The sequence below is a fragment of the Floccifex porci genome, from assembly GCF_009696175.1.
Lineage (GTDB): Bacteria > Bacillota_I > Bacilli_A > Erysipelotrichales > Erysipelotrichaceae > Floccifex > Floccifex porci.
Genome location: NZ_VUMM01000002.1, coordinates 48,731 through 62,076, shown reverse-complemented (window position 1 = coordinate 62,076; position 13,346 = coordinate 48,731). Strand labels below are relative to the sequence as shown.

Here is a 13,346-nt window from a genome sequence, read left to right as displayed (position 1 = left end):
CACCCGTTTATCGGGTGCATTTTTATAAAGGAAATGGACAATATGATTAATTATGATGAACAGAACTTTTTAAAAATTGGAGCACATATTTATTCTAAAAAAGCGCAGATTGAAAAAATTGCGGATGAAGTATGTGAAAAAGGATTTTCAAATATATTATTTTCTTCAGTAGGTGGATCTCAGGCTATGATGGATCCGTTTCGTTGCTGGATCAATGAAATGAGTGATTTGCCAGTTTATTCTTATTTATCCAGTGAATTGATCTATACAGGAATGAACCAGTTAAAGGATACTACTCTAGTCTTTATGGCAAGCAAGTCCGGAGATACAAAAGAAACGGTAGCGGCTGCTCAGTATATTAAAGCCAATACAAATGCAACCATTGTTTCTGTAATTGGAAAAGGAAATTCTATTTTAGAAGAATTAAGTGATTATTCCATAGTATATGAAGATGGAAGACCACAGGAGTTGATCTTATATATAGTTATTGGGAAAATATTATTTAATAAAGGTTATTTTTTGGATTATCCAACTTTTGCCAAAGAACTGGAATATTTGCCAGAAGTTCTATGTTCGGTTCGAAAACAGGTAGATGAAAAAGCGATTGCGTATTGTCAGAAATATCACAATGCTCCATATCATATCTGGGTGGCTTCCAATGAATTATGGCCTGTCTGTTATGCATTTTCTATGTGTGTTCTGGAAGAAAGTCAATGGATCCGTACTAAATCCGTTTCCAGTGCAGAATTCTTTCATGGAACACTGGAATTGATTGAACAAAATGTTCCTGTCACTTTACTGGTTACCGAAGGAAAAACCAGAGAAATTGATTTAAGAGTGAAAGGATTTATAGAAAAATACACAAAAGAAGCCAATGTATTTGATTGTCATGATTTTGTGTATCCTCATATATCCGATTCATTTAGACCTTATTTAACATGGGTTGTCATGAATGCAATCCTTCAGCGTATATCAAAAAATATGGAAGCCATCACAAAACATTCACTGGATATTAGACGTTATTATAGAACGGTGGAATACTAATGAAAATACTAAGTTTTTCAGACAATGTATTTGATGTATATCAAAATGAAGGCGTTTGTTTTCCTGGTGGAAACGCAGTCAATGTTGCAATCAATTGTGCAAAATTAGGATATTCTTCGTATTATTATGGAAAAATAGCACTAGATGATTATGGCAAACATTTGGTACAAGTCTTGAAAAGTATGAATGTGAATATAGATCTATGTACATATCATAAAGGATCGACAAAATGTTGTATTCAGAATCGTTTACATGGAGAAAGACAATTTATTAAAGTGGATCTAAAAGAAGATTGGCCAGGGAATCCATTATTAAATATTGATTTTGATTTTGATGTGATTTTTACAAGTTGTAATTCAAAATTAGAAAATGAAATCAGAAACATTCATACAGATGGAATTATTGTTTATGATTTTGGAGAAAAAGAAAAATATAGAGAGAAAGATTATTTAGATAAAATTGTTCCTTATATTGATTTTGCTCAATTTTCTTTTTCTGATGCTCCAATGGAAAAAATACAGCAGTTTTTAAATGCCTATCCATTTAATATTCCTGTTTTGATCACAAGATCCAGTTTAAATCCGCTTTTATATTACCATTCCAGTTATTATGAAGGAATCATTGATTATATTAAACCAATTGATACAATGGGAGCAGGAGATGCCTTTATTAGTCGATTTGTGACTTCTTTAGTGGAACAGGGATGGAAAAAATCAAAGCCTGTTCTTTCCGGTTTAACTTCTTCTTTTCAATTGGCTGCCACTTTTTCAAAAGAAATATGTCAGATTGAAGGAGGAATAGGGTTTCCTTTTCAAAAGAAAGAGCTAAAGGCAATTCTATTTGATATGGATGGAGTACTGGTTGACAGTGAAAAACATTGGATGAAAGTCTATGAATGTTTCTGTCAGAAATACCATCAAACATTTACACAGGAAGATTATTGTCTTTTATACGGTTCCAGTGATCTTTTTCAATTATCTTATATGAGCCAGAAATTTGATATGAATCCAGAAGATTTTAAGATTCTTCGTGACGATTTTTTTAAAGGATATCCAATTGATTATTCCCAATATATTATGTCGGATGTGATTGAATTATTAGAATATTGTAAGAAAAATCACATTGTTTGTGTAATTGTATCCAGTTCTCAGAAAAAAGAAATTGAACAAATGATAGAACAATGTAAATTGGAGCCTTATTTTGATTTCATTGTCAGTGGATGGGACTTTAAAAACTCAAAACCTGATCCAGAAATATATAACGCTTCGGTTGTGAAATTGAATATAGATCGGAAACATATTTTTGTGATAGAAGATTCGATTTATGGATTACAGGCTGCTTTGAATGCACAATTAGACGTATTGTGTCTTAAAAATGAAATGAATAAAAACGTTGAAGGTATATTAAAATTTAATTCTTTTAAAGAAATAAAGAATTATCTGAAAATTTTTATGTAACATGTTAAAATCAACGTTGGATATAGATTATGGAAGAAAGGGTGAATGATTTGACAACAGAAGCAACATTAAATGTCTTAAGTATAAATCGTGATTCTGCTGTTCCTCTTTATTTTCAATTAAAAGAACAAATAAAAAGTTTAATATTAAGCGGAGCCTATAAACCTTTTGACCAGTTACCAACAGAAGAAGAATTGTGTAAATCACTTAATGTATCTCGTCCAGTGATTCGTCAGGCATATAGCGAATTGATAAAGGAAAATTTAATTGGACGGAAAAAAGGAAGTGGAACGTATGTTATGGAAATTCCACAAAAGAATTTATTTAAAGAATATGTATCTTTTTCTTTTGAAAAGGGAATTGATTTAGAAAATCGATCTAAAATCATCGAGTTTGAAACGTTATATAATAAGAATCTATTAGAAAAATATAAAGTTTCAAATAGTACATTTCGGGCCATTAAAGAAGAAGATAAAGTTTATTCAATTACTCGTGTTTTAGATGAATATGGATTTCCTACTATGATTTTACATTTCTTTGTGTTTGAAAAAACGGCTCCTAAATTTGATCGATGTATGGAGGAATTGAAAACTCATTCTATTGTGGAAACATTTGAAAAAAATTATGGAATAAGATTGATGAAAGCCAAACGAAGTCTACATCCTGTCATTGCGGATGAAAACGTCGGAAAAGTTTTAAGACTAAAGGAAAACGAACTAGTCTATCATATTGAAACACAATATTATGATGAATTAAATCGCCTGATCATTGTAGAGTATTTAACATGTTCAATCGATCGTATGTCTTTTGAAGTGGATGTAAGGCGATAATTATGAAAGTAATATTTTTTGATGTAGATGGGACTTTATTGTCTCATAATACAAATCAGATACCAGAAAGCACAATACAATCGTTAGAGGCTTTAAAAGAGAAAGGAATCTTAAGAGTATTATGTACCGGTCGTCATATGAAAGAACTGGAAGAAATGAATTTTTCTTATATGGATTTTGATGCCTGGATTTTATTAAATGGGCAATTGATTTTAAATAAGGAAAAACAGGTGATATGGTCAAATCCAGTCATAAATCATACATTGATCGATCTTTTTGTTCAGAATAAATATCCGATCCAGTTACTGGAAGAAAAAGATTTTTATATCAATTATGTAAATGACTATGTTCGATTTGCACAAAAGAGCATTCATACAGCGGTTCCTGAAATTAAAAAATATAACGGAAATGTGATTTATCAGGGAATTGGATTTGTGAATGAAGAACAGGAAAAAGAATTAAAGAAATTGTTAAAGGATTGTCTGATTACAAGATGGAATCCATATGCAGTAGACATTGTTTCTAAAGATGGAGGAAAAGGAAAGGCAATTAAACAGTTTCTTCATTTATATAATCTATCTAAAGAAGAATCTATGGCTTTTGGAGATGGGTTCAACGATCAGGATATGTTAAAAGAAGTAAATATTGGTGTCGCAATGGGAAATGCGGTGGATGAATTAAAAGAAATGGCAAGTTATGTGACAAATGATATCGATTACGATGGAATCTATAATGCATTGATACATTTTAATATTTTATAATGATTATTTTACCTTTTTAATTTGAATTTTGTACTTAATGGTAGGGCAGTTTTTTTACAAAAATAGAAAGAATATAATCCTTTTTGAGGAGGATATATACTATGCAAAATCCATTAAAACAAATTGTAAAAGCACAGAAAGAAGGAAGAGCGGTTGGAATTTATTCCTGTTGTTCTGCCAATGAATATGTTATTCGTGCAGCTTTATTAAAAGGGAAAAAAGATAATTCATGTGTATTAATTGAAAGTACAGCCAATCAGTGTGATCAGTATGGTGGATATACAGGAATGAAACCAGCTGATTTTAAAGCATTTGTGGAAGATATCGCAAAAGAAATTGGATTTGATACAAATAAATTATTCCTGGGTGGAGATCATTTAGGACCATTAACTTTCACTTCTATGAATGAAGAAGAAGCTATGAAAGAAGCCGATGAACTGATCCGCTGTTATGTAAGTGCTGGATTCACAAAGATTCATATCGATACAAGTATGCGTGTAAAAGATGATGATGTGAACACTCGTTTAAGTGATGAAACCATTGCACGTCGTGGAGCTCGTCTGGCTAAAGTAGCAGAAGAAGCCTATGCGAAATTATTAGAAACCAATCCAGATGCGATTGAACCTGTTTATATTGTTGGTAGTGAAGTTCCTATTCCTGGTGGAGCACAGGGTGCTGTGGATGAAGGGGTTCAGGTCACAAAACCAGAAGATTTCAAAGCAACTTTAAATACATTTGAAAAAGCGTTTAAAGACAATGGTCTAGACCATGCATGGAGCAATGTCATTGGTATTGTTGTTCAGCCAGGGGTTGAAGAAAAAGACAGTGGATGTACAGAATACGATCGTGCTAAAGCAGTAGATTTATGTGCAGCCATTCGTGATTATGACAATATTGTATTTGAAGGACATTCAACGGATTATCAGACAAAAATCAAATTAAGAGAAATGGTAGAAGATGGAATTGCGATTTTAAAAGTAGGTCCTGGATTTACTTTCATGATGCGTCAGGCTCTGTTTGCCTTAGCCGATATTGAAAATGAATTATTAAAAGACAAAGCTTCTCATTTCAAAGATGTATTGGATGCAGCTATGTTGAAAGATACAAAATACTGGTCCAAACATTATATTGGAACGGAAGAAGAAGTAGCTTTAAAACGTAAATATTCATTCTCCGATCGTTGTCGTTATTATATGCCAGTTCCTGAAGTAAAACAGGCAATGCAGACAATGATTCAGAATCTTCGTACAAATGGCATTCCTCTAAATTTATTGACACAATATATGCCAATTCAATATACTAGAGTCAGAGAAGGATTATTAGAAAATGATCCAGAGGCTTTAATTGTTGATCGTATTTGTGATTCCATTGATGAATATTTATACGCTACACATCAAAGTGAATTGTTCTAATAAGACTGATTTTTCAGTCTTATTTTTTTGGAGGTATTATGATAAAGGTTTTGATTTGTGATTTAGATGGCTCTTTAATGAATCCAAGCAGTGGTTTATATGTCAAAGAAGAAGTGAAAGAAAAACTGATAGAAATTCAGAAAAAAGGGATTCAGATCGTGTTAAATTCGGCTCGTGTCTTTCAGGGAGTGCATCCATTGGCTTTACAGATTCAAATGGACCAGTTTGGGGGATATGTCATTTCCAGCAATGGAGCTCATGTTTATGATGTAAAGAAACAGAAAACTGTATTTGAATATCCCATTGATAAATCTTTATGTACAAAATTATGGAATATCACATTAAATCATCATCTGGCACCTGGATATACACAGCCTGAATATGCAGTGTGTCATCAGTATACACATGGATACCAGCTGGATTCTTTTAATTGTCAGATTGAATATAAAGTTGTGGATGAACCTTTCTATAATGGATCGATCTGTAAATTCAGTGTTTCGGATACCAAAGAAAAAATGGATCTGTATTTTGATGATTGTAAAAGAGAAATGGAACAGTATGATGTTCTGGCTATTCGTTCGACTCCCTATATGGCGGATGTCATATGCTCAAGTGTAGATAAATTTAAAACGTGCAATCGATTGTTGCAAGAGTTAAATATTTCCTGGCAAGAAGTATCTTCTATTGGAGATGGATTATCCGATGTAGATTGTATAAAGGCCTCAAAATTAGGTGTCACTTTAGAAAATGGAAAGAAAGAATGTAAAGAAGTGGCAGACATGATTGTGCCATCTTGTTATGAAGATGGTTGCATAGAATGGCTGAATTTTATTTTGAAAGGGAGCCTATGATTGGCTCCCTTTTACTTTTTCAGCTGTTTTTTCATCGACTAAGGCAAAATGTTGTTTACTTAATTCTTCATATTTTTTCGCATTTTCCATATCGTTTTTGTTTTTGTAAATTAAAGAAATTAAATATTCATTAACCCCTTTCTGTTCATCATCCATATCTTTTAATTCCACTAATAAAGAACGTAGATCTTTATCATTTTTAAGGATATAAATATTATAAACACGATTGGCTTCCAGTTTCATTCTTTCATTTGGCAATTCATTAATAAGATGAATGTATTTCTTTGTATGTTTTTTATCAGAAAGAGAAACATAATAATTAAAAGCCTTCATATAATAATGTTCTTTTTGAGAAGGTGTTAATGGAAGGGAACAGATTTCATCAAACAATGCATCGATATTATTTTTATTCTGCTGTACAATTTCGGCATTTAATTTCATATCCAGAATGCTCATTTTTGGTAATAATAATTTTGTTTTTGTGGAATCGATATCTTTGTAAAAGGATTCAAATTCAGATTCTTCCAGATAATGAATTAATTTTTTTACCATTGATTTTTTTAATGTAGAGATAAGAGCAATCATAACGACTGCTACCACTGCAATTATTGCTAAAATTTTCATAATAACCCTCGTTTTCTTTCTTTACCATTATATCAAATTCAAAAATAGAATTGTGTTTTTACTAAAAAGTATAAAAACATTGTATAATAAGATAACAAAAGAAATTCAAAACGGGTTTAGAATGAAAACAGTTGGAGGTAATTAAAAAATGATTATTCAAAGTAAAAGAGTTTGGATTGCCGGGCAGTTTATGGCTGCGCAAATCGAAATGGATGGAGAAAAAATTGTTGATATTTTAGAGTATGGTAAAAAAGATGTCGATGTCGATTATGGAAACGATCGCATTGTTCCAGGTTTTATTGATATTCATACACATGGTTATGATACTTGGGATACGAACGATGCTACACCAGAAGGATTGCGCCACTGGATGAAGAGCATTACTTCTGAAGGAGTAACTGGAATTTGTCCAACAACGATTACACAAAGTCATGAAGTATTGTCCAATGCGGTAAAAAATGTAGCTCGTGTAGTTGAAGAAGGATATGAAGGAGCTGAAATTTTAGGAATTCATTTTGAAGGACCTTATCTGGATCAGAAATACAAAGGAGCACAGCCAGAACAATATTGCATTCCTGCAGATGTAGAAGAATTTAAACAATATCAGGAAGATGCCAAAGGATTGATCAAAGTAATTACGATGGCATGTGAACACGATAAAGATTTCGCGTTGACAGAATATTGTGCACAGCATGGAGTGTTGGTCAGCCAGGGACATTCAGGTGCAACTTATGAAGAAGCTGTTATGGCCATTGCGCATGGAGCTATGTCAATGACTCACGTATTCAATGGTATGACACCTTTCCATCATCGTAATCCAGGATTGGTAGGAGCGGCTATGCGAGTTCGTGATGTATATGGAGAAGTTATCTGTGACGGAAATCATTCCAATGTCAATTCTTTAAATAATTACTATATGGCCAAAGGAAAAGATCATGTCATTATGATTACCGATGCATTAATGGCAAAAGGTTGTCCAATTGGAAGTAAGATGTTATTTGGTGGACAGGAAATTGAAGTATATCCAGATGGAAGTGCGCACTTAACAGCGACAAAAGGACTGGCAGGAAGCACATTACAGGTGAATCGAGGACTTCAGGTTGTCGTAGAAAAAGCAGGTGTACCATTTGAATACGCAATCAATTCATGTACACTGAATCCAGCACGTGCTTTAGGTATGGATGATCGTAAAGGAAAGATCTGTACAGGTTATGATGCCGATATCGTTGTATTAAATAATGATTACGATGTTGTACAGACTTATGCAAGAGGAAAAGCCTGCAAATAAAAAGAAAGGACCCGTCGGGTCCTTATTTATTTTTCTTTTTACGAATAACCAGAATTAAATATTTATAAGCCATATAGAACGCAAAGACAGCCACTACATAGCTGATAACAACCAAACCATTCTGTCCTTTTACATTTTCAGAAATAAAAGTATTTACGATTAATAGAATACCTAACATTCCATATAAAACAAATCGAAGAATCAGATCCTGAATCGAAGATTCAATCATCTGATCAATGGGTTTCATACGATCTTTCTTTTCGAATTTTGTGGTTTTTGGTAACTGTTTTAAAAACTTTCGAAAACGATATTCTAAAAAGATACCAATCACAATTGTAATACCGATGGATAACCAGATATTCAGTTTAAATAAAATGTAAAAAAGAATAAAAGCAATCAGGCATAAAATATAGCGCATCTGTAAGGTTTGAAACGTATTGACTTTATCCTGACTGATTTTATAAGCCAGATTGTTTTTCTTATCAAAATAGATCGTATTTCCAAATTTATCCTGATAAATATTATTTCCGGCAATCATTGTATTTTTTGCAGAAGCTTTTTTATTATTCATAAACTCTCTCTCTCTTTCTGTTCTCATTAATTATATTATATCTAAAAAAACTGTTCATTAATTAATTTTCGTTTTGCATTATTTAGTACGGTTATTGTATTTCAACTCTATAAAAATATAATACAAATTGAAAAAAGAACCTTTGAAGGAGGATATTATGTTATTTAATAAAACAGAAGAGAATTGGAAAGAATTAAATGGGTATTGGACTGCAAAAGAAATTTTACAGCAGCCAGCTACTTGGGCTAAAACAATTGCACAAGTTAAAAATGAAAAAGATGCCATTAAAGCCTTTATTGAAAGAACAACAAAAAATGAAGATTATGACATTATTTTAACAGGTGCAGGAACAAGTGAATTTGTTGGGAATTCAATTTATGCTTATTTATCAAAGAAAAACAACTATAAAGTAAAATCTTATGCAACAACAGATATCGTTGCGGATCCAGAAAGTTATTTATCAAGAACAAAACCAACATTGCTGATCAGTTATGGACGAAGTGGAAATTCACCTGAATCCGTTGCAGCTGTAGAAGTGGCAAATACAGTATGTGAAAACATCAATCATTTATTCGTAACATGTAATGCAAATGGAGCTTTATCTAAATTTGCAGTTGGAAAAGAAAATTGTTATGCCATCAATTTAACTCCTGAAACACATGATCAGAGTTTTGCGATGACTTCTTCTTATTCAAATATGTATCTGGCCACTTTACTGGCTTTCAATATTGATGATTTAGATGCGTTTTCAAAACAGGTAGAAGTGGTAATTGAAAAGAACCAGGCATTCTTAGATTCAACTTGGACAAAGGCAAAAGATGTTGTGGATGAATTTGATTTCAAACGTATCGTTTACTTAGGAAGCAATAATAATAAAGGGGTTGCTCAGGAATCTGCTTTAAAAATGTGTGAATTAAATGGTGGTACAATTGATACAGTATTTGATACTCCAATGGGATTCAGACATGGACCAAAATCAGTAATCAATCCTGAAACATTATGCGTTGTATATCTTTCTGATGAACCATATACACGTCAATATGAATATGATATCATTAAGGAAATGAGTCCAGAACGTAAAGGAAATAAAATTCTGGTTGTATCTTCAAAAGACGATGACATCAAAGAATATGCAGATTATTTTATTTCATTTGATAATGGACAAGATTTACCAAATGTATTGTTAGGACTTGAATACATTACTGTTGCACAGACAATCGCATTATTTAAGTCATTGAAGTCTGGTTACACTCCTGATAATCCATGTCCATCTGGAGAAGTAAATCGTGTTGTTAAGGGTGTAATCATTTATCCGTACAGTAAATAAGCAGGAGGAATTATGGTAGGAATTATCGTAACAGGTCATGGTCGTTTTGCTTCTGGATTGACAAGTTCAATCGATTTAATTGCAGGACCACAGGAAAAATATGTTGCTGTTAATTTTGAACAGGAAGTGGATCAGTTAACAGCCGATTTAACAAACGCAATCGAATCATTACAGGATTGTGATGGAATTATTGTATTCTCGGATTTAGCTGGTGGTTCACCATTTAAAACAGCGGTTATTGTTTCTCAATCTTATAAAAATATTGAAATTGTGGCAGGAACAAACCTTCCAATGCTAGCAGAAGTTGTAATGGCTCGTCAATTTGGTATGGATCTGGAATCTTTAGTGAATACTGCTTTAAATACAGGAAAAGATCAAATCATTCGTTTTGAATTGGCTCCTGTTGAAGAAACAGTAGAAAATGATGATTTCTCAGATGGAATTTAAGAGGTGTAATTGTGTTAAAGATTGTTAGAGCTCGTGACTATAAAGATATGTCCAGAAAAGCAGCCAATATCATTTCTGCACAGATCATTTTAAAAAATGATTGTGTATTGGGATTGGCTACAGGATCCACTCCAATTGGAATTTATGATACATTGACTCACTGGTGTGAAAAAGGTGATCTGGATTTTTCTGAAGTAAAAACAGTGAATCTGGATGAATATGTTGGTTTGGATGGAACACATGATCAAAGTTATCGTTATTTTATGAATAAGAATCTGTTTGATCGTGTAAATATCAATAAAGAAAATACCAATGTTCCAAATGGTAAAGCGGAAAATGCAGAAGAAGAATGTGAAAGATACCACAATGTGATTGAATCAATGGGTGGAATCGATCTTCAGCTATTGGGTATTGGAAACAATGGGCATATTGGATTCAATGAACCAGCGGATGTATTTGAAGAAAAAGTTCATAAAGTTGAATTAACAGAAAGTACAATTCAGGCAAATTCTCGTTTGTTTGATTCCATTGACGATGTTCCTAGATACGCTTATACAATGGGAATTGGTGAAATCATGAGTGCAAAACGCATTCTGATTGTTGCTTCAGGTAAAGTAAAAGCTCCGATTGTAAAAGAATTAATTGAAGGACCTGTAAGACCTGAAGTACCTGCATCTATATTAAAATTCCATAACGATGTAATTTTAATTGCAGATGAAGACGCTTTAAGTTTAGTAAAATAAAATAAGATAGCCACAGCTTAGCTGTGGCTATTGTTGTATTATGTGGATCAAAAATCCAATCAGAAAACACAGTATGGCAGTGATGAATGCACTTAACAGAACTTTTAATATATTCTGATAAGGACGTTTCCCTTTTTCTACCATCTTTGTGATTTCATCCAGTTTTTTTCCTTCGGTAAAGGCAAGGATTTCTTTATAGGTCTGTACATCATTCTCTTTTTTTATTTTTTCAACTTTAAGTGCTCTGTACATGGTTAAAATAAATAAAAATCCAAAAGGGAAAAAGGCATATTGTATAAGCCATATAAATAAAGGAACCGATAATACAATTAATAATACAAAATGAATACTTAAAATGTTTCCATAAAGATTGAATTTTTTTAATTCCTGTTCGTTAACCAATTCTTTCATCGTTTCTAAATCTCCTTTAATCAACTGGTCTATAGAGATGCTGAATAAAGAACTAAGAAGAATAAGACTGTGAATATCCGGATAGCTTTTTCCATTTTCCAATTGGAAATCGTTTGCCTTGTCACATATATTTTTCAGCCAATTCCTCCTGAGAAAGATTCAATGTTTTTCTATATTTTCTGATCTGTGTCTGTAGTTCCATATTCTTTTCTCCATTTTTAATCTGATAAAAGCATACAGAATTTCTTTTATAATGTCTGTCAAATGTTTTTTGCATAAACAAAAATGACGTGATGTTTCACGTCATAATTATTTTAAAATTTTATTGGCATATTCACTAGGATTAATTCCAAATTTCTGTTTAAATCGTCTGGAAAAATAATGAATCGATGAAAAACCTAAAATAGAAGCTATTTCTGAAATAGTATATTTACTTTCTTTTATTAATAATTTACTTTTATCCAGTTTTAAATTGCTTATATATTCTTTTGGAGCTATATGTAAATTGTTTCGGAATAAAGACTGTAATGTACTTCTTGAAATGGCAAAATAATCACAGATTTCTTCTACATTTAAAGACGTATAAATATTCTGATTGATATATAGAAGAATTTCATTGATCATCTCGTTTTCAAATCGCTGCTGCATTGGTGTGCTGGCCACTTTACGATCTTGTTTGATAGATAATTTTAATAAATCATTGATCACATATTCCAGAGAAATGATCATACTGTTCTGATCGTATTGCGATTTATCTTCATCGGCCTGTACAAACTTTTCAACCGATGTTCTGGAATCTCTTGAAATCTTAAATACACGATTGATTAATTTTTCTTTGTCATCCTCACTGATATCCATAGAGACAATAAAAGTTAAATAAGAACAGACTTCCTCTTTCGTGCTTTGGGTATGAAATTGTTCAGGGGCATATACAATCAGTTCGTTAGAATGTAGTTCAAATTCCTGATCTTCTATAGTCGTATATAAAGTGCCAGAATCCACATAAGTGATTTCCCAGTGCTGATCCTTTTCACCAGAAAATATATAATTGGTACTTCGAATATTATAGTAATAAGCGACCAGTTCCTGAATTCTGAAGTTGGGTTTTATTCTGGAGTGCGTATAGATTCCATTAAAGAAGCGATTGATAATGGAAGTATTCTGATTAAAAGCCATTTCAACTTTTGATGTATTTCCTAATGGAATAAAGTTAAAATAGACACCTTTATTAATTTTGATTGTTCGATGAATGACAAATTCACTGAAATATTTTGGATCCAGTGTATTGGAAATAACCAGCATACAGATTCCTTCAACAGATTTGACATATATATCGTCATCAGCTTCAAATAAAAAGGTGAGCGTATCATTTTGAATCGTTAAAATATGATTCTGATCATAGCTTCTTTCGGAGGAATCGTAATAGACTTCGCCAAATTTCAGATATTCAACACTTGATGTTTTATTAAACATAAATTCTCCTTTCTTTTGTATTTTTTGTTTATTATAATTCAATATTTTAATTTTTAATATAAAAAATGAGATATTTTATTAAAAATATTTAGATTATTTAAAAATTA

Annotated in this window: 14 protein-coding genes; 10 read left to right on the top strand and 4 right to left on the bottom strand. The window is 32.0% G+C overall.

Features of this window, described 5'->3' with window-relative positions; genetic code table 11:
- The first annotated feature begins 42 nt into the window (after positions 1-42).
- The 6 genes from FYJ50_RS01525 (at position 43) to FYJ50_RS01500 (ending at position 6,355) form a co-directional block, all read left to right on the top strand.
- Positions 43-1,044, top strand: a complete 1,002-nt coding sequence (locus FYJ50_RS01525) for an SIS domain-containing protein (RefSeq protein ID WP_154459283.1) — start codon at positions 43-45, stop codon at positions 1,042-1,044.
- Positions 1,044-2,501, top strand: a complete 1,458-nt coding sequence (locus FYJ50_RS01520; RefSeq protein WP_154459282.1) for a PfkB family carbohydrate kinase — start codon at positions 1,044-1,046, stop codon at positions 2,499-2,501. The genes FYJ50_RS01525 and FYJ50_RS01520 overlap by 1 nt, the downstream gene beginning before the upstream one ends.
- Positions 2,502-2,530: 29 nt before the next feature.
- Positions 2,531-3,331, top strand: a complete 801-nt coding sequence (locus FYJ50_RS01515) for a GntR family transcriptional regulator (protein ID WP_154459281.1) — start codon at positions 2,531-2,533, stop codon at positions 3,329-3,331.
- Between the two features lie 2 nt (positions 3,332-3,333).
- Positions 3,334-4,092, top strand: a complete 759-nt coding sequence (locus FYJ50_RS01510) for a Cof-type HAD-IIB family hydrolase (protein ID WP_154459280.1) — start codon at positions 3,334-3,336, stop codon at positions 4,090-4,092.
- Between the two features lie 101 nt (positions 4,093-4,193).
- Entirely contained in the window at positions 4,194-5,504 is a 1,311-nt protein-coding gene (locus FYJ50_RS01505; protein WP_154459279.1) for a class II D-tagatose-bisphosphate aldolase, non-catalytic subunit, read from the top strand.
- Positions 5,505-5,542: 38 nt separating this feature from the next.
- Positions 5,543-6,355, top strand: coding sequence for an HAD-IIB family hydrolase (locus tag FYJ50_RS01500; RefSeq protein ID WP_154459278.1), 813 nt, complete (start codon positions 5,543-5,545; stop codon positions 6,353-6,355).
- Here FYJ50_RS01500 and FYJ50_RS01495 read toward each other — a convergent pair.
- The gene (locus tag FYJ50_RS01495) at positions 6,350-6,979 is read right to left on the bottom strand and encodes a hypothetical protein (protein WP_154459277.1); all 630 of its coding nucleotides are present in this window, start codon (positions 6,977-6,979) and stop codon (positions 6,350-6,352) included. The genes FYJ50_RS01500 and FYJ50_RS01495 overlap by 6 nt on opposite strands.
- A gap of 148 nt (positions 6,980-7,127) precedes the next feature.
- Here FYJ50_RS01495 and nagA point away from each other — a divergent pair, with 148 nt between their 5' ends.
- Complete coding sequence (gene nagA, locus FYJ50_RS01490; RefSeq protein WP_154459276.1) at positions 7,128-8,267, top strand: N-acetylglucosamine-6-phosphate deacetylase; 1,140 nt, start codon at positions 7,128-7,130, stop codon at positions 8,265-8,267.
- Between the two features lie 22 nt (positions 8,268-8,289).
- On the opposite strand, the gene FYJ50_RS01485 is transcribed toward nagA, so the two are convergent.
- Positions 8,290-8,838 (bottom strand): hypothetical protein, encoded by a 549-nt coding sequence (locus FYJ50_RS01485; protein ID WP_154459275.1) that lies wholly within the window; start codon positions 8,836-8,838, stop codon positions 8,290-8,292.
- A gap of 157 nt (positions 8,839-8,995) precedes the next feature.
- Between FYJ50_RS01485 and FYJ50_RS01480 the strand changes: the two genes are divergently transcribed.
- Genes FYJ50_RS01480 through nagB form a run of 3 tightly spaced genes read left to right on the top strand, consistent with a single transcriptional unit; the run spans position 8,996 to position 11,355 of the window.
- Positions 8,996-10,165, top strand: a complete 1,170-nt coding sequence (locus tag FYJ50_RS01480; RefSeq protein ID WP_154459274.1) for an SIS domain-containing protein — start codon at positions 8,996-8,998, stop codon at positions 10,163-10,165.
- Positions 10,166-10,177: 12 nt separating this feature from the next.
- Positions 10,178-10,612 (top strand): PTS galactosamine/N-acetylgalactosamine transporter subunit IIA, encoded by a 435-nt coding sequence (gene agaF, locus FYJ50_RS01475; RefSeq protein ID WP_154459273.1) that lies wholly within the window; start codon positions 10,178-10,180, stop codon positions 10,610-10,612.
- Positions 10,613-10,623: 11 nt separating this feature from the next.
- Positions 10,624-11,355, top strand: coding sequence for a glucosamine-6-phosphate deaminase (nagB, locus tag FYJ50_RS01470; protein ID WP_276983076.1), 732 nt, complete (start codon positions 10,624-10,626; stop codon positions 11,353-11,355).
- Between the two features lie 27 nt (positions 11,356-11,382).
- Here the strand turns inward: nagB and FYJ50_RS01465 are convergent, their stop codons facing one another.
- Entirely contained in the window at positions 11,383-11,766 is a 384-nt protein-coding gene (locus FYJ50_RS01465; protein ID WP_205946368.1) for a hypothetical protein, read from the bottom strand.
- Between the two features lie 309 nt (positions 11,767-12,075).
- Entirely contained in the window at positions 12,076-13,239 is a 1,164-nt protein-coding gene (locus tag FYJ50_RS01460) for an AraC family transcriptional regulator (RefSeq protein WP_154459272.1), read from the bottom strand.
- Between the last annotated feature and the right edge of the window lie 107 nt (positions 13,240-13,346).

Excerpts from the sequence above, each read along its gene's own strand:
- FYJ50_RS01525 (WP_154459283.1), top strand. The coding sequence starts at position 43 with ATGATTAATTATGATGAACAGAACTTTTTAAAAATTGGAGCACATATT.
- FYJ50_RS01520 (WP_154459282.1), top strand. The coding sequence starts at position 1,044 with ATGAAAATACTAAGTTTTTCAGACAATGTATTTGATGTATATCAAAAT.
- FYJ50_RS01515 (WP_154459281.1), top strand. The coding sequence starts at position 2,531 with ATGGAAGAAAGGGTGAATGATTTGACAACAGAAGCAACATTAAATGTC.
- FYJ50_RS01510 (WP_154459280.1), top strand. The coding sequence starts at position 3,334 with ATGAAAGTAATATTTTTTGATGTAGATGGGACTTTATTGTCTCATAAT.
- FYJ50_RS01505 (WP_154459279.1), top strand. The coding sequence starts at position 4,194 with ATGCAAAATCCATTAAAACAAATTGTAAAAGCACAGAAAGAAGGAAGA.
- FYJ50_RS01500 (WP_154459278.1), top strand. The coding sequence starts at position 5,543 with ATGATAAAGGTTTTGATTTGTGATTTAGATGGCTCTTTAATGAATCCA.
- FYJ50_RS01495 (WP_154459277.1), bottom strand. The coding sequence starts at position 6,979 with ATGAAAATTTTAGCAATAATTGCAGTGGTAGCAGTCGTTATGATTGCT.
- nagA (WP_154459276.1), top strand. The coding sequence starts at position 7,128 with ATGATTATTCAAAGTAAAAGAGTTTGGATTGCCGGGCAGTTTATGGCT.
- FYJ50_RS01485 (WP_154459275.1), bottom strand. The coding sequence starts at position 8,838 with ATGAATAATAAAAAAGCTTCTGCAAAAAATACAATGATTGCCGGAAAT.
- FYJ50_RS01480 (WP_154459274.1), top strand. The coding sequence starts at position 8,996 with ATGTTATTTAATAAAACAGAAGAGAATTGGAAAGAATTAAATGGGTAT.
- agaF (WP_154459273.1), top strand. The coding sequence starts at position 10,178 with ATGGTAGGAATTATCGTAACAGGTCATGGTCGTTTTGCTTCTGGATTG.
- FYJ50_RS01465 (WP_205946368.1), bottom strand. The coding sequence starts at position 11,766 with ATGAAAGAATTGGTTAACGAACAGGAATTAAAAAAATTCAATCTTTAT.
- FYJ50_RS01460 (WP_154459272.1), bottom strand. The coding sequence starts at position 13,239 with ATGTTTAATAAAACATCAAGTGTTGAATATCTGAAATTTGGCGAAGTC.